This is a genomic window from Sphingorhabdus sp. EL138, assembly GCF_900258045.1.
Lineage (GTDB): Bacteria > Pseudomonadota > Alphaproteobacteria > Sphingomonadales > Sphingomonadaceae > Parasphingorhabdus.
The window spans coordinates 289,364-311,541 of the sequence record NZ_OGVD01000003.1; the positions used below are offsets into that span (position 1 = coordinate 289,364).

Here is a 22,178-nt window from a genome sequence, read left to right on the forward strand (position 1 = left end):
TTCGATGAGCGCTGTGGAAACATTATATGTAAAGCTGCGTAAAATAGTCGGTAATTTGGTCCATTTCAGAGGAAATGGCCGTCAAAATATTGGCGGCCTAATTCTCATGCTCGCATTTCCAGCGGTCCAGCGCGCTTTCCAGATGCCGTTCCGCCAGATCACGCGCGCTATGGCGTGTCAGGCCAAGCGAGTCTGCCAGCCGCTCCCCGATCAGAGCGTCACCCAGAGCCATCAGCACCAGCGTCAGCGTATCCTCATGCATCTCGCGATCTTCATGACCGCCTTCACCAACTTCGTCGACCAGCGCATGAATCGCATCGACAATCGGGTCGAGTGCATCTTCATTGCCGGTAAGCAACATCCATGAAGACAAGGCGCCGGCCCCCTGCTTGTCAAAAGCATCAAAGGTCAGATCGACAATGTCGCGTACCGAACCCTCCCCGGTACGCGATTTCAGCACCGCCTCGGCAATAGAACCGCAAACCTGGTCGGTCAGATATTGCGCGAGCGATTTTTGCAGCCCCGATGCAGACCCGAAATGGTGCAGCAGATTGGCATGTGTCCGCCCGATCCGTGAAGCGACGGCTTTGAGCGTGACCGCTTGCGGTCCTGCTTCGATTAACAAATCGCGGGCAGCCGCCAGCGCCATGCTGCGGCTTTCTTCCGGCGAGAGGCGTCGTTTAGCTATTGACATCTATGTAAGTAACCCTAATATCCAAAATGTAGACTACCCCCATTTTGTGAAAAAGCGAACCCCTTATGAATATGCATAGCAACTTGCAAGCCGGGCCGGAAACGATTGATACGCCAACGCCGAAAGATCATCAGATCACGCCGCGCGATCGCCGCTTTGGCCGCGATGCCGCGCATCAACCGGGTCGCTGGTGGCTGAATGACGATCCCGTTGCGACGGCTTTTTATAACGCGCTTTCCCTTACTTTTCCACGTGGTGAGGCGTTTTTTATTGAAAGCGTGAAGGCGTTTCGCGATGTCACCCCGGAAAAACTGCAAAAAGAAATTCGCGCCTTCGTCAAACAGGAAATCATCCATACCCGTGAGCATGTTGCGCTTAACCGCCGCGTGGAAGAAGCCGGTTATGATACCGGCAAAATCGAAAAACGCGTCATCGAGTCGCTCGAAATGACCAAAGACCGTCCTGCCATTGCCAATCTTGGCGCGACGATGATCCTCGAACATTTTACCGCGATCATGGCGCAGCAATTTATCGCCAATCCGCAGCATTTCGACAATGCCGACAAGGAAACGGCCGACCTGTGGCGCTGGCATGCACTCGAAGAGATTGAGCATAAGGGCGTTGCCTATGATACCTGGCTCTATGCGACCCGTGACTGGTCCCGCTGGCAGCGGTGGAAAGTCAAATCGCTGCTGATGCTCGTAATCACCCGAAATTTCTGGACCAACCGCTATACCGACACGCTCGACCTGCTGGCACAAGACGGATTTACAGGCTTTCGCACCAAGATGAAGCTTTTCGGCTTTTTGCTCGCAAAACCCGGCGTGGCGCGAAAGATCATCGTGCCTTGGATCAAATTTTTCCTGCCCGGCTTTCATCCATGGAACGAGGATGACCGGCATCTGATCGATCTTGCGGAAAGCGAGTTCGAGGCGGCACTACCCGACAGCATCCAGGCCGCCTGACGCGCTGCTCACCGGTCTTAAAATTGTTATCAGCCTGGCTGCGTCGGCGACGCTGCCGCTATTCTTCCGGCGCTGCGCTTTCGCTATCACCCTTTAAGACTACCGCCTGCCCGACCTCGTCACAGCGTCCCGACACATCCTGCTCAACCGTAAAAATGCAAACTGTGCGGACATGGCCGCTGTTTGCGAAACGCATGATTTGGTGGAGCTTCATTTTCTGGCCGTCCGGGTTCGTACCACTTCCTGTGATAACCACATCGCCATCCTCTTCAATATCAGTGGCGTCGGCTTGGAAATCCTTGAAATTCAGGCCTTGCATGGCGTTAAGGGCCAATTGCATGCGCTGATCCTCATCCAGCGTGCCAATCACCGGATTGGAGCCCAGGCTGGAGGCAACGATCACCAGCGGCTGAGATGCGTCAGCCACCACGTCTTTGGGGCCATCGGTCATAATCAAACCGCTGCCGGCCAAAGTGCGTATGGCCCGAAAATCAGCCCGCTCCACCAGCGTGAATGGCAACCCTGCTATTTCGTCTTCCAGCGATCCGCGCGGCTGGAAACGTACGGATTGCAGAGCCTCCAGGACTTGCGCGTCAGGATAAGCCTTGCTGGTCGATGGTATCTGCACGGTCACCATGGCCGCGGTTTCAGCACCGCCTGCAATCATCACCCATTTACGGTATTCAATGCCCTGCTGTGTCTGCGAACCTGCCGCCAGCAACGCATCAATGTCGCCCGCAAGCTTCAACGGTTTTACAGGTCCGTCGATCGTCACCACTGCAGCGAGTTTCTCGGAACCGAACATAGAGGCCAGTTCAACATAAGCTTCCGCTGGAAATTCGACGATCAGTATCGATGCACTTTCTGCGCTATCCTGAAAACCGGCAAAGCTATCTGCCCTTGTCATGGCGCCCGGTGGTGCAAGGCCTACGGTGCCACCTACGGGGAAAATCGCATCGCTGGCCAGTACCGGTCCGGGCAAGCCCAGAGACAGGCAAGCCGCCATGAATGTCAAAAAACGATACATATCCTTTTGCTCTCCTCAGCGAGGTTTGTACCGGGCCGCTGTTCCACTGTTATGGAGTAGCCCAACCAGAGCAAGCGTTATTTGGCGCGAGGATCATGTGATCAGACGACCTGCGTCACCGATTCTCAATTGATATCGCGCCCAAGGAGGGGAGAATAGAAACCGCTTAGTGCGCCGCCTTGTTGATATCCACTTTCTCGACCCATTCGGGGAAAAAGCTGGGCTCGCGAGTTGACCAGCCGGGGGCAGTCGCCGCCGCTTCGCTAATCGATTGCAGCAAGCCCTTGCGTGTCTTCGGGTGCAAATGCGGGAGGGACGCCGCGGCACAAAAGCTGCCGGGGAGCCAAGGCCGCGCATCGGGGCCAAGCAGGCGTTCATAAAGAAAACGGTAAGCGGGAAAGCTGTTTATCCGCCCTTGCCCCAGATCATAGGCGGAAAGTGCAATCAGGGCAGGCATGAATTTTTCAATGCCGTCAATGGCACAATCCTGGGGAATGGCTTTACGGATTTCGGCAAGCCGCTGGTAGAGTTTCATCTGCACTTTGATACCGGCTTCCTCAACCGCATCGCGAGACCAGGTTTGCACGGCATCCGCACGATCAAGACCAATATCAAGAGAGCGGCGAATATAACGCTGGGTGGCCGAACCAAAGCCCGCAAATTCTTTCATTTCCGCCAGCGTCATCGCGCCGGGTATCACTTGCATATCTTTGGCCATGGTAACTCCTACTCTGCAACACGCGGTCCTTTATCCACGAGAGCCATTGGACCAAAACATGGTTAGTATTTGGTTAAACGCAGCCAGATTCATTCAAAGATCGCGACGCAAAGCCGCTTATGATGTTAAAATATCGGCGTAATTTGGCGGGTCACGAACAAAGGTTTCGACCAACCGCAACTATGTTTCGACCGGGTACAATTGAGATAGAGACAATTGATACCATTTCGTCCTAAGCTGTATGGCAATAAGAAAACTGGGCGCTCAATGAGAAAATTCGACATCGGACATCACAAAACATCGGTCGGGCAACAGGTCGCCATCCTGTCGATCCTCGGCTTTTGGTTATTTTACGTGATTATCATTACCATTCGAGCTGCGGTCAGCGACTGGCCGGCGCAAGACGAACTGGCGCTGCGCCGTGTGGTCGTAACCGTGTTGGGAATCGCCATCACCTATCTGCTATACCGGCTGCTGCTGCTATTTGAAGACAAGGCCCTGTCCACCCGGATTATTACGGCTTTTGCAGGCGCGATTCCTTGCGCAATCGCGATTGGCGCCTTCAACTATTACATGTTCAACGTCTACGATCCCCAAAGCCTGTTTGATGAAGCGCATATGGAAAAGATGCGCGAATATATGGAGAAAGAAAACTATGCCCTGCAGGCGATTGTCGAAGACAGTGTTTCTCGGTTTTTCTTCATCATCAGTTGGGCCTCGCTATATCTGACACTCAGCTATGCGAGCGCAGTACGCACCGTCGAGCGCAAGGCCGCACGTTTCGCCCAGGCGGCGCAGGATGCGGAGCTACGCAGTTTGCGCTATCAGGTGAACCCGCATTTCCTTTTCAATACACTCAACAGTCTGAGCACTCTGGTCATGCGCAGCCAGCCTGAGGAAGCGGAAAAGATGATCCTCAATCTGTCGAAATTCTATCGCACCAGCCTGTCTGGAGATCCGCTGGAGGATGTCGCGCTGTCCGAAGAAGTGCATCTGCAAAATCTTTACCTTGATATTGAGGCAGTGCGTTTTCCCAAACGGCTGAAAACAGAAACTCATATTCCCGATGCGCTGATGGATGTGCTGGTGCCGGGGTTGATCCTGCAACCGCTTGTCGAAAACGCGATCAAACACGGGGTCGCGCATTCCAAGCGCCCGGTGACAATCACTATCAGCGCGGTGGAGGAAGGTGATTTCCTGAAACTCACTGTAGCTGATGATGGCGAAGCACGGCCAGCCACACAAGCCAGATCCAGTGACCAGAATAGCGGCATCGGGCTTGCCAATGTTCGTGACCGGCTAGAGACCAGATTTGGTTCTCAGGCCAAGTTGAAAACCCGTTCTCCTGAAACCGGCGGCTTTGTTGCAGAACTAACCATGCCTCTCTTAGCGGATATCTGATTATGGCAGACGATGACACTCTGACACCATCACAGCTTAATACACTGATCGTCGATGACGAACCGCTAGCGATTGAACGTTTACAACTCTTGTGCGCGCGGCAAGAGCATATCAACTTGGTCGGCACCGCCAGTGATGGCGAAGCTGCAATCCGGTTGACTGAACAGCTGGAACCGGACCTGTTGCTGCTTGACATCGCGATGCCTGGCATGACCGGGCTGGAGGTTGCGCAGAACTTGTCCGGCCTTCAAAAAAAGCCGGCAATTATTTTTGTGACCGCCTTTGATAAATTTGCAGTGGAAGCCTTTGGCGTGGCGGCGATCGATTATGTGCTCAAACCCGTTGAAACCGAACGGCTGTCAATTGCCATAGCCCGGGTGCTGGAGCGAAAGATTGAGCAAACATCAATGACGACCGAGGATTCTCCCTGGGCGGAAGAGTTCTGGGTACCCTATAAATCAGAGCTGCGCCGTATCACAGCCTCGGAAATCAACCGGATAGAGGCAGAGCGTGACTATATGCGGCTGCATGTTTCCAGAGAAACAGCAGGTGAAAAAGGAAACGAGCAAGGCGGGACCAGCTATTTGCTCCATCAAACAATCACCGGACTAGAGGAGCGGCTCAATCCTGAACATTTCATTCGTCTGCATCGATCCCATCTGGTCCGCCGGGACTGGATTGCCGGCCTGCGCCACGATGGCGGCGGCATCTGGATCGCATGCCTGAAATGCGGGACCGAAATCCGCATCGGGCGCACCCATTTGGCAGAAGCCAAGAAGCTGGCAGGACGATAAGCCAGTTTCTGATGCGCAATCGCCATATTGACTGGCATCGCCCTCACAATGTGCAGAACCCAAAAATAAACCCCGGTGTAAGGGCACCGGGGTCCATAGTTGGTTTGGCCAAAATTGGGGCCGCTTAATTGGGATTCGCGGCTCTTGGAATGCTTTTTAGTTACCGCCGATAACAACGGTGCTGCTGCCAAGAGTTCCCGCTTCAGCTCTGGCAATCAGCGACACCTTGGCGCGTTTGGCAGACAGATTGGCTTCCTCAACACAGTCACCGTGGTCGGCCATTTCGTAAAGATCTCTAGGATCATAGGTGCCGCAAACTTGACGGACGGCGCCTCTAATACGGCCATCCAAAGTTGACTGACCTTCTGCGCTGGTCAGATCCAGATCGGCATAGCTGACTTCAACAGACTTTGTGATGCGACCCTGCGCACTCGCACTGGCGGAAAAACCCGTGGCGGTTACCGCAATCGCGGCGGCGGCAAAAAGAGTTTTGCTCAAAATAGAACTTTTCATGTGTTTACTCCTCAAAATTAGCTGGCAGACCCGAAAAGGGGGTCAGGTCTGCTCCCGTTGTCCCTGCCCGACACAGGGAGGGGGTTGACGAGACGAGAGCGGTTTGTTTCGACCAGCTCGGGGAAGAGCTTTTGACTTATGCTTTGCTCCCGCCTCGTATTCTTAGATACGGGAAGCGGTATCGACGAGCATCCGATGTTCGATAAACCACCATTTTGATCGGTGAACGGCAAAAGGCTTCGACCAACGACATCGGAACGTCGATCAAAGTAAAGCTATGTAACTTTTGTTACTATTCAATTAGTTACAGATGGCACCGAATCATGCTGTATTATGAGGCTAAATCAGCTCCGATTCGACTAGATCAACCCGGAAAGCGGACTCGAAGGGTCAGCATACATCCGCCGTCCCATCCGACCAGACAGATAAGCTTCGCGCCCAGCTTCGACGGCAAGCTTCATTGCGCGGGCCATCCGCACAGGTTCCTTGGCCTCCGCGATGGCTGTGTTCATCAGCACGCCGTCACAGCCCAGTTCCATCGCGACTGCTGCGTCGCTAGCGGTACCGACGCCGGCATCAACCAGCACGGGGACGTTCGCGCCCTCAACGATCAAACGTATGGTAACACGGTTCTGGATACCCAGGCCGGAGCCGATCGGCGCGCCCAAAGGCATGATCGCAACCGCGCCCGCATCTTCCAGCTGTTTCGCGGCAATCGGATCATCGACGCAATAGACCATCGGCTTGAAACCTTCCTTGGCGAGCACTTCGGTCGCTTCCAAAGTTTCGCGCATGTTAGGGTAGAGCGTTTTCGCTTCGCCCAGCACTTCCAGCTTCACCAGATCCCAGCCGCCTGCCTCACGCGCTAGTCGTAAAGTGCGGATCGCGTCATCGGCATTAAAGCAGCCAGCGGTGTTGGGCAGATAGGTGGTTTTCTTGGGATCAATAAAATCGGTCAGCATCGGCTGATTGCGATCCATTACATTCACACGCCGAACTGCTACGGTAACAATCTCTGCTCCCGCAGCCTCTACCGCCGCGGCATTTTCTTCAAAATCCTTATATTTGCCGGTTCCAACGATCAGGCGCGATTTGAATTTCTGACCGGTTACACTCCAGCCGTCATTGGTGGTGACATCGCCAGCATGATCACCGCCGCCGACAAAATGAACAATCTCAAGCTGATCGCCGTCTTCAACCGTAACATCGCCCAAAGTCGAACGTGTCACGATTTCGCGGTTGCGCTCCACTGCCACTTTCTCTGGCTCCAGATCCAGCGACCGCACCAAATCGGCAACAGACATGCCGCCTTCTATGCGCCTGCTATCGCCATTCAGCTGAATTGAAATTTCCGGCATTACCAATGTTTCCATTTGTTTGATCTCGCTTTTCGGAATCGAGCCCTATAAAGAGGCCATATAAACAGCTAAGCAGTGCCGCAACCAAAAGCGCCATATGGGGGACATTATATTGCCGAAAAATGTAAGCGCGGGAAAGAGCACCAACAAGACCGTCTTTGTCCTGAACGGCCCCAACCTAAATCTGCTGGGCATGCGGGAGCCGGAAATTTATGGTTCCGATACGCTGGATGATATTGCCGGGCGGCTGGAGGATCAGGCGCACGAGCTAAGCCTTGAAGTTGATATCCGTCAGAGCAATCATGAAGGTCATCTGGTCGACTGGCTGCACGAGGCCGCTGCTGATGAGGCACAGGCAGTAATCTTGAACGCTGGCGCGTTGACCCATACATCCATCGCTCTGCATGACGCGGTGAAGGCGATAGACGTGCCGGTGTTAGAGGTGCATCTGTCCAATCCTGCCGCGCGCGAAGAATTTCGACACAAGAGTTTGATTGCACCGGTTGCAAAAGGAACTATTTGCGGCTTTGGTGCTTTGGGTTATCAGTTGGCGCTCGACGCCGCACAAAAATTCTAGAACTAGTTTTAACTTCAAAATGGGAACCAGAAATGGCCGCAAAAAAAGACAGTGATGGCAGCATGAATGTGGACCTCGAAGTGGTCCGGGAGCTTGCCGGGATATTGGATGGCGCTGGCCTCAGCGAGATTGAAGTCGAAGATGGCGACCGGAAGATCCGTGTTTCTCGTGGTGGTGGCGGAGCGTCCGCCCCTGTCCATGCTGTAGCTGCACCGGCTCCCATGCCAGCCCCTGCCGCGGCTCCCACAACCGAAGTGGCGACAGCGTCAGCTCCGGCAGATGATCACGCCGGTGCACAGAAGTCACCAATGGTCGGCACCGCCTATCTGGCACCCGACCCGGACGCCGCGAATTTTGTCAGCGTCGGCGACAAAGTCGCCGAGGGTGACACTTTGCTGATCGTGGAAGCGATGAAAGTGATGAACCCGATTGCGGCGGAAAGCGCAGGCACGGTGAAAGCGATACTGGTGGAAAACGGCCAGCCGGTCGAATTTGACCAGCCGCTCGTTGTGATTGCTTAGATGAGACCCGGCGCATGACCATCAACAAAATCCTGATCGCCAATCGCGGCGAGATTGCACTTCGCATTTTGCGTGCAGCCCGGGAACTCGGCATTGACACGGTCGCTGTACACAGCACAGCGGATGAAGATGCGATGCACGTGCGGCTGGCACATGAAGCCATTTGCATTGGACCGCCTTCGGCAACCGACAGCTATCTGAGCATTCCCGCGATTATCTCCGCAGCCGAAATCAGCGGCGCAGATGCGATACACCCAGGCTATGGCTTCCTGTCGGAAAACGCGCATTTCGCCGAAGTAGTCGAAGCGCATGACATTAAATGGATCGGCCCCAAGCCGGAACATATCAAGGTCATGGGCGACAAAGTTGCTGCTAAAAAGACAGCCGGCGATCTTGGCATTCCGCTGGTTCCCGGTTCCGATGGCGCAGTTAGCGACATTGAAGTGGCCAAACAGGTGGCGGCTGAGGTCGGTTATCCGGTTATCATCAAGGCAGCCTCTGGCGGCGGCGGACGCGGCATGAAAGTTGTGAACGACGAGACCGAGCTGGAAACCCAGATGCAGCAAGCCGGCACCGAAGCCAAAGCGGCCTTTGGTGACGCGACGGTCTATATTGAAAAATATCTCGGCGATCCGCGACATATTGAATTTCAGGTCTTTGGCGACGGACGCGGCAACGCCATTCATCTGGGTGAGCGCGACTGTTCCCTGCAGCGTCGTCACCAGAAAGTGCTCGAGGAGGCACCTTCACCGGTAATCAGTGAAGAGCAGCGCGAAGAAATGGGCAAGGTCTGTGTAGATGCCATGAAGGGCATGGGCTATCGCGGCGCGGGCACAATAGAGTTTCTGTACGAGAATGGTGAGTTCTACTTTATCGAGATGAACACGCGTTTGCAGGTTGAGCATCCCGTCACCGAAATGATTACCGGCTTTGACCTGGTTCGCGAACAGATCCGTATTGCCGATGGCCGCGATCTTTCGGTCAAACAGGAAGAACTTGAATTTGCCGGTCATGCGATTGAATGCCGGATCAATGCCGAAAATCCGAAAACTTTTGCACCTTCTCCGGGCAAGGTGACCAGCTATCACGCCCCCGGCGGCATGCATGTTCGTGTCGATAGTGGACTTTACGCCGGATATTCGATCCCGCCTTATTATGACAGCATGATCGCGAAGTTGATTGTTTATGGCCGGACCCGGGACGGCTGCATGATGCGACTCGCCCGCGCACTCGACGAATTTGTCGTCGAAGGCGTCGAAACCACCATTCCTCTGCATCAAAAGCTGGTTTATGATGAAGGTTTTCAATCCGGCGAATATACTATCAAATGGCTCGAAGAGTGGCTTGATCAGGATGAAAACGCCTAGTTTGCTGCCACAACTGGGTAATTTTTGTTCATATAAGTCGATTCTTTCCTGAATATTACAGTAAAGTTCAGCTATCTGACAGGGTTAACAGGCTATGACTTGTTCCACAGATGCGGCAAACGGAGTCGCGTAGTGAGGAGTAAGCCTATGCGACTATTTTTTGTAACCGGCCTGATGGCAGCCACCATGTTGACGCCTGCAACCGCCTCTGCCGCAGATTTAGCACCCACTATAGACAGAACCGGCGTTGTCATGACCCCGGACTTGACCGGCAAGGTCGCTTTGCAACGCGACGGTCGCAGTGAACGCCGTGCCAATCGCGGTAATCGTGGCAATGGCAATCGTGAGGCGCGGCGAGCCAACCGAGGTAATCGGGAAGCCCGGCAAGCCAATCGAGCAAACCGCGAAGCGCGGCGCGCCAATCGCGGCAACCGTGATGCTCGCAGGGCAGCGCGCGCCGAAAACCGGAACAATCGCGGGCGCGCTAATGTGCCTGCCGCAAGTCGACGGGCCGAAATGAGGCAGCAGCGTCGGGCTGATCGCCGAGACATTGCGCAGACAAACGAACGCCGTTCTGATCGCAGGGCCAATATTCGCCAAGACCGCAACAGAGACGGTCGCGTCGATCGCCGTTATCGAGAAAATCGCCGTGCCATAGCGCGCGGCGATCGCAACCGGGACGGCCGGGTGGACCGCCGCTGGGATCGTAACCGCGACGGACGCATAGATCGCCGCTTCGACCGCAACAATAATGGCCGCGTTGATCGGCGCTGGGATCGCAACCGCGATGGCCGTGTTGACCGCCGCTATCGGGATAACCGTCGCTATGGCTACCGCGACAACCGTCGGGGTTATCGCAAAGGCTATCGCGATGCACGGCGGGACTATCGCAAATGGAATCGCGGCTGGCGCAATGACCGCCGTTATAACTGGCGGAATTACCGCAAATATAACCGCAACTATTATCGCGTAGGCCGTTATTATGCACCCTATCGCGGGCATAGCTACCGCCGCTGGAACATCGGCATCTATCTGGGCTCATCCTTCTTCGGATCGCGCTACTGGATAAACGACCCGTGGCGTTACCGTTTGCCACCGGCATATGGTGGCTATCGCTGGATCCGTTATTATGACGACGTCCTCTTGGTCGATACCTATGATGGCCGTGTCGTCGATGTAATTTACGACTTCTTCTACTAAGTCATAAAAATCATATTCCTTAGGCGAGGCCCGTGATCAGCAATGATTGCGGGCCTTGTTCCATTTTCCCTCTTGAAACAGTCTGCTGTCCGGCGCACACAAGCTAAAAGATAGTTGAGGAAAATTGAGATATGATCCGGTACCTGCTTGCAATGCTGGCATTGGGCCTCGCGGCCCCCGCTTTTGCCGTTAATGCGCCTGCTGATGAAAACGTGCCGACGGAGGATCATGTCACAATCATCCAGGTCGGCAACCTTATCGCTGATCCGGCAAAAGGCGCAACCGGTCCGGCCATCATCACCGTGCGCGAAGGCAAAATTACCAAAGTCGACGCAGGATCCACCATACCTTATGCAGCGACGGATATTGTCACGATCATCGATATGTCGGACAAGACCGTCATGCCGGGCCTGATTGACCTGCATGTCCATCTTACCGGTGATCCCGGCGGCGATTTTTGGAAACAGGCCACTGAACCTACTGAATGGGGCGTAGTTGTTGGTGCCAAAAATGCCCTTTTGACTGCCAAAGCCGGCTTCACAACCGTTCGCGAGGCAGGCTCATCGCAATATTCCGCTTTCTCCCTGCGCAAGGGGACAGCCGAGGGTGTAATACCGGGGCCACGCATCATTGCCGCAGGACCGGCACTGGCCATTGTCGGCGGCCATGGCGACACCACGGGCTTCAAGGAAGATATCAACGATGCCCTGGCCAGCGGCTATAGTTGCACGGGACCGGTGGAGTGCGCGGAGAAAGTCCGCAAGGCCTCCCGCGCCGGTTCCGATATTATCAAGATTACGGCCACCGGAGGTGTGCTGTCTCAGCAGGGCCGCGGCCTGGAAGCGCATTTTACCGATGCTGAGATGACTTCCATTGCCGATACCGCCCATTCACTTGGACTGAAAGTTATGGCCCATGCGCACGGAGCGCGCGGTATTGAGGCCGCGGCCCGTGCCGGTATTGATACGATCGACCATGGCACTTTTGCAGATGAGGCTGCGCTCAAGGCCATGAAAGCCAGCGGTTCCGCGCTGGTCCCGACCCTGATGGCCTTTCAGGGAGTGAGCGAAGGGCTCGGCAAAGGCATTTATACGCCGGTTGTCGAGAACAAGATTCGCGAAACTTTGGGCAGCGTCGGCAAAGCCGTGACTATGGCGAAAGACATGGGCGTGCCTGTGGCCTTTGGCACGGATGCCGGAGTCTTTGATCATGGCCGCAATGCTGAGGAATTTGCCCTGATGGTTCGTCACGGCCTCACACCGCGCGAGGCCGTCATAAGCGCGACCACGTTGGCTGCCGAAGTACTGGGTATGGAGGGACAAATTGGTCGGATCGCACCGGGATATTCTGCTGACCTGATCGCCTTTGACGGCAACCCACTTGAGGAAGTTACGGTGCTGGAAAAGATTGACTGGGTGATGGTTCGCGGCAGAGTGATTGACTGAAACACATGAACGCGTCCGTCTCCAAAGTTTCCGCTACCAGGACCAAAGCAAACCGGAACAACAGTCCCAAGCGCCTCGCCGAAATTACGCGTTCGGTAACAGACCGGTTGAACGCCCATCCGCATGTACAGTGGCTGGAAAGTCCCCACGCGCAACTATTCGTATGTCAGAATTTTCTCACCGACAAGGATTGTGATCTGCTGATCAAAATGATCGATGCCCAGACCGTTCCCTCCAGCCTCTATACCGGCACCGAGCGAGATGGATACCGGACCAGTTACAGTTGCAATGTCAGCGCCCATGACCAGGATATTCAGCGCATTGAGCAATCCATCTGCGACCTGATGGGCTTGGAGAATTCGCATAGCGAAATCTTGCAGGGACAGCGTTACGAGGTTGGTCAGGAATTCAAGGATCATCACGACTTCTTCCATGAGACCGAGGATTACTGGACCAAGGTGGAGGCAAATAACGGGGGTCAGCGCAGCTGGACCGCCATGGCCTATCTCAATGAACCCGAAGAAGGCGGCGCGACCGCTTTTCCCCAGCTCGAATATCAGGTTGAGCCGCGCAAAGGGATGCTGCTTGTCTGGAACAATATGGGATTGGACGGACGACCCAATCTCAACACGCTGCATGCAGGCGCGCCCGTGATCAAGGGCACCAAATATATCATCACCAAATGGTTTCGTCTCAACCGGTGGAAGGGTCGCTGGAAACACTAAAGGGATATATCACCAAATATCACGGCGATAGCGAGCCGATTTTCGCTGACCAACGACCGACTCCCTTCGACGAACGACATCAGCAATCGTTGCAGGTGAAACCAAGCTGTGTTAGCCGTGCACAACAGCACAAACTAGGGAAATATCATGATCCATAAAACTCTCGCGCTGCTGGCCAGTGCCAGCCTGATCGCCGCCGCTTCGGCAGCCCATGCAAACAGCCTGTCCGCAACCAGCGCCGCCGCGGTCCAAGAGGAAGCCGCCAAACCGGCGATGAGCGAGAGCGAAACTCTAAAGGCCCTGTTCGCCAAGAGTGATGAAGACAGTTTGCGGCGCAATCCGATCGGTGCCCTATTCCGCGGCGATGAACGCTATGCCGACCGCCTTGGTGATTATCTCAGCGACGAATATTTTGCTGCCGAACTGGCGGCCGAAGAAAGCGAACTCGCTGCACTCATGGCTATTGACCGCAGCAAGCTGAATGTCACCGACAAGATTGCTTATGACGTGTTCATGCGGGACAAGAAACAGGCGATCAAAGGCATGTCCAAGGAAATTATGGACCTGAGCGTTGTCCGCCCGCTTAACCATTTTAGCGGCTTTCACACTTTCTATCCGACCTTTGCATCGGGCAAGGGTGCGGCTCCCTTCAAGACTGTCAAAAATTATGAAGACAATCTGAAACGCCATGCAGAATTTATTACACTGATCGACCGTTCAGTTGGCCGGTTCCGTCAGGGCATGGACAGCGGCGTGGTTGAAACCAAGCTGACCGTTGGCAATGTAATCGAGCAGCTCGCAACCCAAATCGGCTTGGGCCTCGACGGCAGCCCGTTCATGGCACCGACCAAGGCTTTTCCCGAAGATTTCAGCGAAGCTGACAAAACCCGCTTGACCGCAGAATATGAAGCGGTGACCACAAAGATCTTCGCCTCCTATCAGGCCTTGCATGATTTCCTGAAAAACGAATATCTGCCGGTCGCGCGCGAAGGTGTCGGCCTGTCCTACATGAAGGGCGGCGATGTGATGTACAAGCATCTGATCGAGAACACGACCACCCTGCCCCTTGAGGCCGATTATATCCATAATCTTGGCGTCAGCGAAGTCGCGCGGATCAAGACAGAAATGGAAGCGATCAAGGACGAAGTCGGCTTTGAGGGTACATTGTCAGAATTTTTCACCCATCTGCGCACGGATCCCAAATTTCATCCGGAATCCCGCGAAGCGCTGACTCAGGGATATTATGACCTTGGCAAGGAAGTCGACAAGGTTATCTCGACCCAGTTCAAGGTACTGCCAAAATCACCACTGGAAATTCGTCCCTATGACGAGTCGATTGAAAAATTCCAGGCCGGCGGTTCTTATCAGAGCGGTACTCCCGACGGTTCACGTCCCGGCGTCTTCTATTTCAACGCCTATGACCTGCCATCACGCAACACATCCGGCATGACGACCCTGTACCTGCATGAAGGCGCACCCGGTCACCATTTCCAGATTTCACTGGCGCAGGAAAATGAAGATCTGCCCAATTTCATGCGGTTTGGCGGCAATACTGCTTTTGTCGAAGGTTGGGCACTTTATTCCGAAAAACTCGGCTTCCCGATGGGCATGTTCGATGATCCCTATCAGCGTTTCGGTCATCTGGACGACGAGATGCTCCGCGCCATGCGGCTGGTCGTTGATACTGGTCTGCACAGCAAGGAATGGACGCGCGAACAGGCTATCCAATATATGCTAGACAATAGCAGCATGGGCGAAACCGATGCCACAGCCGAAGTCGAACGCTATATCGCAATCCCGTCACAGGCTTTGGCTTACAAGATCGGCGCGCTGACCATCCAGCGGCTGAAGAAAAAGGCCGAGGACAGTCTCGGCGAGAAATTCGACCCGCGCGAATTTCATGATCAGGTGCTGAATACTGGCTCATTGCCGATGACAGTGCTCGAGAAGAAAATCGACGACTGGATTGAAACGCAAGGCTAGCGCTTGATCTCGCACCCTTCGTATCGTCGGGACATCGGATGCGCGACAAGGTTACGACCATTGTCGCGCGTTTTCCCAGACGCTTACCGGTCTGACATCATGGATCAATTTCGCAACTGATCCAGAAACACTCTGATCCGGTTTAGGGGTGGTAACAACGCCTCCCAGTCTGTTTCGGGAATATTCTGCCGTAATATCTCCGCCATGGGCGCGAGCGCCGCTACCGCATCATTTCTCAGCTGCGCGCCGGCAGTTGTCACGACCACCCGCCTGATCCTGCGGTCATCTGGTTCATGAGCGAGCTCCACCAAGCCTTTGTCCTCCAATTTGCGGACGGTTGATGACATGGTTGGCTGGGCGACCTGCATTGCGCTGGCGAGCTCGCTGATGGTTTCCTGCACGTCCAGACGCAATAGGTGGTTGAGCACCGAAAATTGCGCCACAGTCATGCCTTTGGGCAAATACGTCTGAAACAGGTTATCGGCAAGCTGGTTGATGATGCCGATTTCGGTCATCACCGCAAATTCAATCGGATCACCTTTCAGTCCCGCTGGCTTGGCTTGAGCATCTTCGGTCATAACTTCCCTTAGACGTTCAGGATGAACGATTCCACCGGCCATCTGGGTGACGGTTCAGGCGAAGCGGCATAGCCGAAACGGAAAAAGCCCTGAACCCGAGCGGGCGCGGCTATCCCAAGATATTTGTGATATTGATCATAAAGGTGCGCCATTTCCGGAAATTCCTGCAAAATCTGGCTGACCGGGTGCATGGCCAGCCCCAAGGCAGTCGCGGCCTGATTGATCCGCACCCAGACTGCACCGGACTGCAATTGCGTTATCCGGCGGTTATCCGGCGAGATCAGCCAGCCGAAGCTGCTCGTATTGTCCAGTATCTCCCTGTACATGGAAATTCCGGATTCATAAGCGGTAGACCCTTTTGTCGCGAGCTCTTTGCGCGAGACAATTCCGCCCAGCCGCAAGGCCTCCATCATCGGTCCGCTCATATCAATGCCATCCGGGTTGGCATTTACCTCGCCCGCGCCAATCCGCATCAGATCAACGCTCTCTTTTTGGGTGCGTGCCACATCATATTCCACCGACCAGGCCTGCCAGTTAAGCTTCCGCAATCTGGCGACCCGCTCCGCATCGCTGGTCGCTTCGAGTGATATCAGCGGTTCCGATTGCCCCGCAAAGGCCATATCCTGCAGCTTGGCGAATGTCGCGTCGTCAACACTGCGCGGCGTAAAGGCTTCCTTGGTGCTACGGCGGTTCAGTATTGTGCCGAATAGCGGATCGCGCGGAACCGATGGATCCTTGATCATTTTTACCGATGCTATGGGACGGCTGTCGAGAACCGGTTCAGGTTCGCCTTCAGGGAAAGGCATGATTTCTGCTCGATAGCCTTTTTCGGCCGCCGCCTGCCGAAACAATTCCAGAAATGTACCGAAGCCGATGGTGATCTGACGATTGGGCGGGTCGGTATGGGGCAGACGTTTGTCGAGATCGCAATAGACCGTGAAGCTGTCATTCCCCATCAGCCGTACTTGCCAGGGCTGACGATTGTGGGGATTGGGTGCGAGAATAGCATAAGCCAGTGCATCAAGCCGCGGATCTCCAAAACCCGTTGTTGCCTGTATCCAGGGCTCCTGCGCCTTGGCAATTGAGCGTGTGCCGACATAAGCACCAAAACCTCCACCGAGCAGCACAAGCGATGCACCACCGGTTACCAGAACCCGTCTGCGCGAAACCATATCCGAATCTCCATATTCATCTAATATATAGATATCTATGTATATACAGTGTGAATGTCAACGCCAACGCAACGGAAAACCATGGTTATATTTCTCTGGGCAAATTACCCATAGGGCAGATCGCGTGATTCAACTCGTCTGGTGTTAAGGGCAGAACAACTGTCTTTGCTATCATCAGGACACCGGAAATCTTTAAAGCACAGACACCCTTTAAGACCAGCTTTAACCTGGCTTTAGGCTATATTCAAACGGCTTGAAACGGGTCGAAAAGTGGAACGAGTGGTGACCGGCTGTTAACACTTTTTTAACTTTTTAGTTTAATAAAGGTTAACGCAATCAAAGCGAGTGGGGCATACTTAATTTGATCTGGTCTGCGATAGAAAATGACACCTGCTTACTCCCCCGAAGCACATTTGTCCGAGACGGAACGCTATGTTCTTGGATCGCTCAATCAAGCTTGGCCATCGGCTGCTACCATGACTCCGGATGTGATCGAGTCACAGGAAGCTAGCAGCAATCCTGCGATGTTCGTCGATGCGGTTCAAACATTAAGCGACAATGGTATGATTTTATATGAGGCATTTCTGACGGGCCATGCTTCCGGACCGCGCTTTCTCGATACAATGATCACGGCACGCGGCAAGGCCGCCCTGCAATCCACCGATATCGACGCGTGAGGCCACCGAACCGTTAATTTGGCGGCGTGCAAAATTAAACAAAAAAGTTAACAAATCAGGCGTGGATGACCGCAGAGGCTATGGCTGTAATATTTTTCAGCACGTCCAGTTCCTGGTCGCTTAACTCTCTGGCTTCATCACCGGCGCAGGCGACCATACCAATGGTTGAACCATCACCGTTACGCATCGGCACAGACGCATAAAGTCCAAGATGCTGGGTCATCGCGCTGCGGGGACTGCCCAGTTGCTTTACATCGACGGCAGGATTGCTGGCCGCCCAGCTTTCATCACAGGAAATAGCAGCATGGGCGACGGACTGTACTGCACACCCTCCTTCGTCATGATCAGCTTCGTATAAAGTGATGGAGGCAACAGGTGTACCAAGCAGTCTTGCTGTCAGATTGGCAAGCAGGTCCAGATCCTGTTCAACTGAATTATTCATATTCATATTCGATTTGGAGCCCCCGATCTCAGATCGATTTACGGTAAAAACTTAAAAACTTTATTAACCATAGATGAACACGCCCTAACGGGAATCTCCTCAGCCTCCAAATGCCTATTTGTAACATACCGTAAAGCAATTGAAAGATAAAGATTTTTTTAAACTGATTCCTTTTTGTTAATGCTACGTTTATATTGGCTTCATGACAAATCTGTTAATTAAACCGGCATTATCCATCCTCGATTCGCTGATTTCTTTCGATACGACGTCGCGAAATAGCAACCTGCAACTGATCAGCTGGGTTGAGGAATATCTCGCGCAATATGACATCGGCACCACGCGGGTGATTAATGCTGATGGGTCCAAGGCCAATCTCTATGCCACCATTGGTCCGGATGTCGCAGGCGGGGTCATCCTGTCAGGCCACAGCGATGTCGTACCGGTAGATGGACAAGACTGGTCGAGCGATCCGTTTGCGGTGACAGAGCGCGATAGCCTGCTGCATGGACGCGGAACCTGCGACATGAAAGGCTTCATCGCGCTGGCCTTGGCCGCCGCCCCGATGCTGAAAGACGGCAAGCGTCCGGTCCATCTCGCGATCAGCTATGATGAGGAGGTTGGCTGTCTTGGCGCGCCGGCCATGATTGAAGAGATGGCCGCAACCCTTCCCGCCCCAGCCCTGGCGATCATCGGCGAACCGACAATGATGAAGACGATCACCGGGCATAAAGGCATTTGTGTCCATGAAGTCGAGGTACTTGGCCATGAGGCTCATAGCAGCCTCACTCATCTTGGTATCTCCGCCAATATGGTGGCTATCGAGCTAATGCATGACCTGGCCGAACTGGCACGAGGGCTTTGGGAGACGGCCGACCCGAATTCGCCGTTCACGCCGCCGCACGCAACGCTTACCATTGGCAAGATGGATGGAGGCACTGCGGCCAACATATTGGCCCGGCGTGCGCATTTCATATTTGATCTGCGATGCCCGCCTTCCGTCGACCCCGAAGCAGTTCTGGCACCGTTCAAGGAAAAAGCCGCCGCTCTCGACACACAATTGAAAGAAGCCTTCCCTGAAACAGGGGTACGCGTTGAACAGCTGTCCAATGCACCACCGCTTGGGCAATCCGGTTCACAGGAAGCGGAAGCCTTTGTGCGAAAACTGACCGGGGATAATACACCGGCTGGTGTTGTCTCTTATGCCGCGGAGGCCGGGCAGTTCCAGCAGGCCGGTTTTCCCACCGTGGTTTGCGGGCCGGGGTCGATTGAGCAAGCCCATCAACCCAATGAATATATCAGCCTCGATCAATTCAGTCGCGGCGCAGATTTTATGCTAAGACTGTCAGAAGAATTGCGGCAGGAGTAAACGCATGACAAAACTCGGCAGCTACGCTGGACGCACCGCCATGGTGACCGGCGCGGGCGACGGCATTGGCAAGATGCTGGCCGTCAAACTCGCAGAAGCCGGGATGACTGTCTGCGTTCAAGATATCCGCGAAGAAGCGGCCGCAACAGTGGCCCTGGAAATCGGCAGTGGTGCGTTTTCTATGGCTTTCGATATTAGCGACCGCAATGCTGTTGCTTTGGCGGCCGAGCGTTTTGCCGCCGATCATGGCGATCTCGCCATGCTATGGATCAACGCTGGCGTGGGCGTCGGCGTGACCTTGCTGGAGGGCAAGCCAGATCAGGTGCGCTGGGCCTATGATGTAAATGTGCTGGGCGCTATCTGGACGGCGCAATGTTTTGCGCCGCTGCTCAAAGGCGATCCCCGTCATGTCGGGATTACAGCCTCGACCGCTGCGCTGCGGGCACCTGAGGGCGACTTTCCACTCTACGCCGCAACCAAGCATGGTACGATGGCCGTGGCCGAGGCGCTACGGGGCGAGCTGGCAGTTAAGGATATTGAGACCACCATATTGTGCCCCGGCCTGCTCAATACCGAAATCTGGGATGGCGCCAAAGCCCGCCCCGAACGCTTCGGCGGTGAACGCCATATGGATCCCAAAATTGCCGGCATGTGGCGAGAGGCCAAAACCCCTGATGCGATGTGGCCGGACATAGAACGCGTTATGGCAGCAGGCGGCGGCACATTGGTCTGTGCAACAGATGCCGGCGAGACCCGCGTCGCGATGCGGCAGCGTATAGACGCTATCGAGAACGGACTGATCGAAATTTAGCGTGCGGGCTGATTTTCCGTTACGGAACGCAAGGCTTGTCGCTTTTCCCGGAAAAACTGGATTTTTGGCAGAAATTAGCCTATTATAGGGGCCATGCCAGCTGTTAAAGCCGCCCGACCTACAGATGTTTTCTCCCGCGATGATTGGGCGCGTTTGACGCGTGTATCCTCATCCCGGGGCCTTTGGTTGATCCTGCATGGCTGGCTCACAACGGCAGCAGTTTTGGCGGGCACAGCATTATTGTGGGATTGGTACTGGCTAGCGGGTCTTGCCGCCTTCCCCTTTGCCATTGCCATCGTCGGTGGGCGGCAATTGGGCCTTTCCATTTTGATGCATGAGGGCGCCCATGGCCTGCTTCACCCCAATCGCAAGATCAATAATTTCGCCGGTCAATGGCTGACTGGTGCAGCAACGGGAAGCGACCTGCACAGTTACAGGGCCTATCACCTGACCCACCACAAGTTCACACAGCAGCCGGAAGACCCCGATCTTGCTCTGTCAAAACCGTTTCCGACAACGCCCGCGAGCATGAGGCGTAAAGCCTTCCGCGATTTGACCGGGCAAACTTTCTTGAAACAGCGCAGCGGTCAGATGGTCGCGGCATGGTTGGGCTTGAAGGCAGTGCTGCAAGGCTCGCCGTTAACCGACGGTAATGGCGAGCGAGACACATCAGCAGGCACGGCGTTCAATCGCGGCGGTGCCGCCGGTGTCTCGGCCCCGGTAACAAATTTGGACGGAGCAGTGCGTACCACAAAGACGGTCGGGCGCTTTCTGCTGATCCAGCTTATTGTGCTGGCCGCCAGCCTGCTCACATTGGGCATCATTCCATTTCTGGTCTGGATCATCGCGCTTGCTACAACCTTCCAGCTGGTCCTGCGCATCCGCAATATTGCTGAACATGCCTGCACCACAACCGGCAGCGAAGATCCGTTCACTCATGCCAGAACTACCTACGCGAACCTATGGGAACGCACGACGGTAGCGCCCTATTGGGTGAACTATCATAGCGAGCATCACCTGTTCATGGGCGTGCCATGCTACAATCTGCCAAAGGCGCATGCGCTGCTATTGGCTGAAGGCATGGACAAGCGGATGACGATTGCCAAAAGCTATCGGGATGTGCTGAAGCAGGTCACCCGACCCGTCGCAGCCTAGGCGGCAAATTTCCCAAGTTTTTCAGGTGTCAAATGGCCCGTTTTTGTCCAGGCTAGACAACCTTCTTTGCTGTAGGGCGTATGCGACCATCCCAGTGGCGTGCGGTCCCACGTCCCGGTCGGGTAATCGCCATGCTCATCGGACAGGCTGCCTTCCAGTATCAAGGTTTCACTGCCGCCATCATGGATATGCTCTGGATAGCTGCTTCCCGGTTCCCATCTGACGATTTTGACCTCCTCGCCTTCAAAGCGATGGAGCCACGCGAACTCAACACCTGGCGTGCCGCTGTCTTCAAATTCCAGTGCATTGATATCCAGCGAAAAATGGGCCGTATCCGCCGGATCAATCTGGTGGAGTTTCACCAGGATGATGCAGCCATCCTGACTATGCGGCTTATGCTTCGTGCCGATCGGGTTGCGCACATAGGTGCCGGCGGGAAAATCACCATGCTCGTCAGAGAACACGCCTTCGACAACCAGAAACTCTTCACCGCCGCTATGGACATGCGGATCAAAATAGCTGCCAGGGGCATAGCGCACCAGCGACGTTGCACGCGCAACCTCTCCGCCCACCCGGTCGAGCATCTTGCGTTCGACACCGGGTAGCGGAGAAGGAACCCATTTCATATCCTCCGGGCGAAGAACCACGGGCTTATCAAAATCGGCATTGATCCTCATTTGCGAGTCTCC

At 54.6% G+C, this 22,178-nt stretch carries 23 protein-coding genes; 14 read left to right on the forward strand and 9 right to left on the reverse strand.

Annotated features, from left to right (window positions below; all coding sequences use genetic code 11):
• Window positions 1-97: 97 nt before the first annotated feature.
• A complete protein-coding gene (locus DK507_RS07540) occupies window positions 98-694 on the reverse strand; it encodes a TetR/AcrR family transcriptional regulator (protein WP_109355767.1) in 597 nt (198 codons plus the stop codon).
• 65 nt (window positions 695-759) lie between these two features.
• Here DK507_RS07540 and DK507_RS07545 point away from each other — a divergent pair, with 65 nt between their 5' ends.
• Window positions 760-1,659: a metal-dependent hydrolase gene (locus DK507_RS07545; RefSeq protein WP_109355768.1), complete on the forward strand. Its 900-nt coding sequence runs from the start codon at window positions 760-762 to the stop codon at window positions 1,657-1,659.
• A gap of 58 nt (window positions 1,660-1,717) precedes the next feature.
• Here DK507_RS07545 and DK507_RS07550 read toward each other — a convergent pair whose 3' ends face one another.
• Both DK507_RS07550 and DK507_RS07555 read right to left on the reverse strand, forming a co-directional pair.
• Complete coding sequence (locus tag DK507_RS07550; RefSeq protein ID WP_109355769.1) at window positions 1,718-2,686, reverse strand: hypothetical protein; 969 nt, start codon at window positions 2,684-2,686, stop codon at window positions 1,718-1,720.
• Window positions 2,687-2,852: 166 nt separating this feature from the next.
• Window positions 2,853-3,404, reverse strand: coding sequence for a hypothetical protein (locus tag DK507_RS07555; RefSeq protein WP_109355770.1), 552 nt, complete (start codon window positions 3,402-3,404; stop codon window positions 2,853-2,855).
• Between the two features lie 267 nt (window positions 3,405-3,671).
• Between DK507_RS07555 and DK507_RS07560 the strand changes: the two genes are divergently transcribed.
• Both DK507_RS07560 and DK507_RS07565 read left to right on the forward strand, forming a co-directional pair.
• Window positions 3,672-4,805 (forward strand): sensor histidine kinase, encoded by a 1,134-nt coding sequence (locus tag DK507_RS07560; protein ID WP_109355771.1) that lies wholly within the window; start codon window positions 3,672-3,674, stop codon window positions 4,803-4,805.
• Window positions 4,806-4,807: 2 nt separating this feature from the next.
• On the forward strand, window positions 4,808-5,599 hold the full coding sequence (locus DK507_RS07565; RefSeq protein ID WP_109355772.1) for a LytTR family DNA-binding domain-containing protein: 792 nt from the start codon (window positions 4,808-4,810) through the stop codon (window positions 5,597-5,599).
• Between the two features lie 156 nt (window positions 5,600-5,755).
• Here DK507_RS07565 and DK507_RS07570 read toward each other — a convergent pair whose 3' ends face one another.
• Window positions 5,756-6,112 (reverse strand): UrcA family protein, encoded by a 357-nt coding sequence (locus DK507_RS07570; protein WP_109355773.1) that lies wholly within the window; start codon window positions 6,110-6,112, stop codon window positions 5,756-5,758.
• Between the two features lie 359 nt (window positions 6,113-6,471).
• Window positions 6,472-7,485 carry a sulfur carrier protein ThiS gene (gene thiS / locus DK507_RS07575; protein ID WP_109355774.1) on the reverse strand — a complete coding sequence of 338 codons (1,014 nt, stop codon included), beginning with the start codon at window positions 7,483-7,485 and terminating at the stop codon, window positions 6,472-6,474.
• A 97-nt stretch (window positions 7,486-7,582) separates the two neighbouring features.
• On the opposite strand from thiS, the gene aroQ reads away from it, so the two are divergent.
• From aroQ to DK507_RS07610, 7 genes are all read left to right on the forward strand, one after another.
• Entirely contained in the window at window positions 7,583-8,047 is a 465-nt protein-coding gene (gene aroQ / locus DK507_RS07580) for a type II 3-dehydroquinate dehydratase (RefSeq protein ID WP_301950666.1), read from the forward strand.
• A gap of 32 nt (window positions 8,048-8,079) precedes the next feature.
• Window positions 8,080-8,568, forward strand: coding sequence for an acetyl-CoA carboxylase biotin carboxyl carrier protein (gene accB, locus DK507_RS07585; RefSeq protein ID WP_254054297.1), 489 nt, complete (start codon window positions 8,080-8,082; stop codon window positions 8,566-8,568).
• Between the two features lie 14 nt (window positions 8,569-8,582).
• Entirely contained in the window at window positions 8,583-9,935 is a 1,353-nt protein-coding gene (accC, locus tag DK507_RS07590; protein ID WP_109355776.1) for an acetyl-CoA carboxylase biotin carboxylase subunit, read from the forward strand.
• A 147-nt stretch (window positions 9,936-10,082) separates the two neighbouring features.
• Window positions 10,083-11,135 (forward strand): RcnB family protein, encoded by a 1,053-nt coding sequence (locus tag DK507_RS07595; protein WP_109355777.1) that lies wholly within the window; start codon window positions 10,083-10,085, stop codon window positions 11,133-11,135.
• Between the two features lie 131 nt (window positions 11,136-11,266).
• Window positions 11,267-12,580: an amidohydrolase family protein gene (locus tag DK507_RS07600; RefSeq protein WP_109355778.1), complete on the forward strand. Its 1,314-nt coding sequence runs from the start codon at window positions 11,267-11,269 to the stop codon at window positions 12,578-12,580.
• 5 nt (window positions 12,581-12,585) lie between these two features.
• Window positions 12,586-13,305 (forward strand): 2OG-Fe(II) oxygenase, encoded by a 720-nt coding sequence (locus DK507_RS07605; RefSeq protein ID WP_109355779.1) that lies wholly within the window; start codon window positions 12,586-12,588, stop codon window positions 13,303-13,305.
• Window positions 13,306-13,452: 147 nt separating this feature from the next.
• Window positions 13,453-15,288 (forward strand): DUF885 family protein, encoded by a 1,836-nt coding sequence (locus DK507_RS07610; RefSeq protein WP_109355780.1) that lies wholly within the window; start codon window positions 13,453-13,455, stop codon window positions 15,286-15,288.
• Between the two features lie 104 nt (window positions 15,289-15,392).
• Here DK507_RS07610 and DK507_RS07615 read toward each other — a convergent pair whose 3' ends face one another.
• Window positions 15,393-15,866 (reverse strand): MarR family winged helix-turn-helix transcriptional regulator, encoded by a 474-nt coding sequence (locus DK507_RS07615; RefSeq protein WP_162558956.1) that lies wholly within the window; start codon window positions 15,864-15,866, stop codon window positions 15,393-15,395.
• Window positions 15,867-15,874: 8 nt separating this feature from the next.
• On the reverse strand, window positions 15,875-17,038 hold the full coding sequence (locus tag DK507_RS07620; RefSeq protein ID WP_109355782.1) for a nitroreductase family protein: 1,164 nt from the start codon (window positions 17,036-17,038) through the stop codon (window positions 15,875-15,877).
• A 383-nt stretch (window positions 17,039-17,421) separates the two neighbouring features.
• Here DK507_RS07620 and DK507_RS07625 point away from each other — a divergent pair, with 383 nt between their 5' ends.
• Window positions 17,422-17,715, forward strand: a complete 294-nt coding sequence (locus DK507_RS07625) for a hypothetical protein (protein ID WP_109355783.1) — start codon at window positions 17,422-17,424, stop codon at window positions 17,713-17,715.
• Between the two features lie 55 nt (window positions 17,716-17,770).
• On the opposite strand, the gene DK507_RS07630 is transcribed toward DK507_RS07625, so the two are convergent.
• Window positions 17,771-18,157: a GAF domain-containing protein gene (locus DK507_RS07630; RefSeq protein ID WP_162558957.1), complete on the reverse strand. Its 387-nt coding sequence runs from the start codon at window positions 18,155-18,157 to the stop codon at window positions 17,771-17,773.
• Window positions 18,158-18,359: 202 nt separating this feature from the next.
• Here DK507_RS07630 and argE point away from each other — a divergent pair, with 202 nt between their 5' ends.
• The 3 genes from argE (at window position 18,360) to DK507_RS07645 (ending at window position 21,489) form a co-directional block, all read left to right on the forward strand.
• Entirely contained in the window at window positions 18,360-19,523 is a 1,164-nt protein-coding gene (gene argE / locus DK507_RS07635) for an acetylornithine deacetylase (RefSeq protein WP_109355785.1), read from the forward strand.
• A gap of 4 nt (window positions 19,524-19,527) precedes the next feature.
• Window positions 19,528-20,334 carry an SDR family oxidoreductase gene (locus DK507_RS07640; protein ID WP_109355786.1) on the forward strand — a complete coding sequence of 269 codons (807 nt, stop codon included), beginning with the start codon at window positions 19,528-19,530 and terminating at the stop codon, window positions 20,332-20,334.
• Between the two features lie 93 nt (window positions 20,335-20,427).
• On the forward strand, window positions 20,428-21,489 hold the full coding sequence (locus DK507_RS07645; RefSeq protein WP_109355787.1) for a fatty acid desaturase family protein: 1,062 nt from the start codon (window positions 20,428-20,430) through the stop codon (window positions 21,487-21,489).
• Here the strand turns inward: DK507_RS07645 and DK507_RS07650 are convergent.
• Window positions 21,486-22,166, reverse strand: coding sequence for a cupin domain-containing protein (locus tag DK507_RS07650; protein ID WP_109355788.1), 681 nt, complete (start codon window positions 22,164-22,166; stop codon window positions 21,486-21,488). The two genes, DK507_RS07645 and DK507_RS07650, sit on opposite strands and share 4 nt — an antisense overlap.
• Window positions 22,167-22,178 lie beyond the last annotated feature (12 nt).

What these genes read in the sequence shown, in the direction of transcription:
- DK507_RS07540 (WP_109355767.1), bottom strand. Translation starts at nt 694, where the DNA reads ATGTCAATAGCTAAACGACGCCTCTCGCCGGAAGAAAGCCGCAGCATG.
- DK507_RS07545 (WP_109355768.1), top strand. Translation starts at nt 760, where the DNA reads ATGAATATGCATAGCAACTTGCAAGCCGGGCCGGAAACGATTGATACG.
- DK507_RS07550 (WP_109355769.1), bottom strand. Translation starts at nt 2,686, where the DNA reads ATGTATCGTTTTTTGACATTCATGGCGGCTTGCCTGTCTCTGGGCTTG.
- DK507_RS07555 (WP_109355770.1), bottom strand. Translation starts at nt 3,404, where the DNA reads ATGGCCAAAGATATGCAAGTGATACCCGGCGCGATGACGCTGGCGGAA.
- DK507_RS07560 (WP_109355771.1), top strand. Translation starts at nt 3,672, where the DNA reads ATGAGAAAATTCGACATCGGACATCACAAAACATCGGTCGGGCAACAG.
- DK507_RS07565 (WP_109355772.1), top strand. Translation starts at nt 4,808, where the DNA reads ATGGCAGACGATGACACTCTGACACCATCACAGCTTAATACACTGATC.
- DK507_RS07570 (WP_109355773.1), bottom strand. Translation starts at nt 6,112, where the DNA reads ATGAAAAGTTCTATTTTGAGCAAAACTCTTTTTGCCGCCGCCGCGATT.
- thiS (WP_109355774.1), bottom strand. Translation starts at nt 7,485, where the DNA reads ATGGAAACATTGGTAATGCCGGAAATTTCAATTCAGCTGAATGGCGAT.
- accB (WP_254054297.1), top strand. Translation starts at nt 8,080, where the DNA reads ATGGCCGCAAAAAAAGACAGTGATGGCAGCATGAATGTGGACCTCGAA.
- accC (WP_109355776.1), top strand. Translation starts at nt 8,583, where the DNA reads ATGACCATCAACAAAATCCTGATCGCCAATCGCGGCGAGATTGCACTT.
- DK507_RS07595 (WP_109355777.1), top strand. Translation starts at nt 10,083, where the DNA reads ATGCGACTATTTTTTGTAACCGGCCTGATGGCAGCCACCATGTTGACG.
- DK507_RS07600 (WP_109355778.1), top strand. Translation starts at nt 11,267, where the DNA reads ATGATCCGGTACCTGCTTGCAATGCTGGCATTGGGCCTCGCGGCCCCC.
- DK507_RS07605 (WP_109355779.1), top strand. Translation starts at nt 12,586, where the DNA reads ATGAACGCGTCCGTCTCCAAAGTTTCCGCTACCAGGACCAAAGCAAAC.
- DK507_RS07610 (WP_109355780.1), top strand. Translation starts at nt 13,453, where the DNA reads ATGATCCATAAAACTCTCGCGCTGCTGGCCAGTGCCAGCCTGATCGCC.
- DK507_RS07615 (WP_162558956.1), bottom strand. Translation starts at nt 15,866, where the DNA reads ATGACCGAAGATGCTCAAGCCAAGCCAGCGGGACTGAAAGGTGATCCG.
- DK507_RS07620 (WP_109355782.1), bottom strand. Translation starts at nt 17,038, where the DNA reads ATGGTTTCGCGCAGACGGGTTCTGGTAACCGGTGGTGCATCGCTTGTG.
- DK507_RS07625 (WP_109355783.1), top strand. Translation starts at nt 17,422, where the DNA reads ATGACACCTGCTTACTCCCCCGAAGCACATTTGTCCGAGACGGAACGC.
- DK507_RS07630 (WP_162558957.1), bottom strand. Translation starts at nt 18,157, where the DNA reads ATGAATAATTCAGTTGAACAGGATCTGGACCTGCTTGCCAATCTGACA.
- argE (WP_109355785.1), top strand. Translation starts at nt 18,360, where the DNA reads ATGACAAATCTGTTAATTAAACCGGCATTATCCATCCTCGATTCGCTG.
- DK507_RS07640 (WP_109355786.1), top strand. Translation starts at nt 19,528, where the DNA reads ATGACAAAACTCGGCAGCTACGCTGGACGCACCGCCATGGTGACCGGC.
- DK507_RS07645 (WP_109355787.1), top strand. Translation starts at nt 20,428, where the DNA reads ATGCCAGCTGTTAAAGCCGCCCGACCTACAGATGTTTTCTCCCGCGAT.
- DK507_RS07650 (WP_109355788.1), bottom strand. Translation starts at nt 22,166, where the DNA reads ATGAGGATCAATGCCGATTTTGATAAGCCCGTGGTTCTTCGCCCGGAG.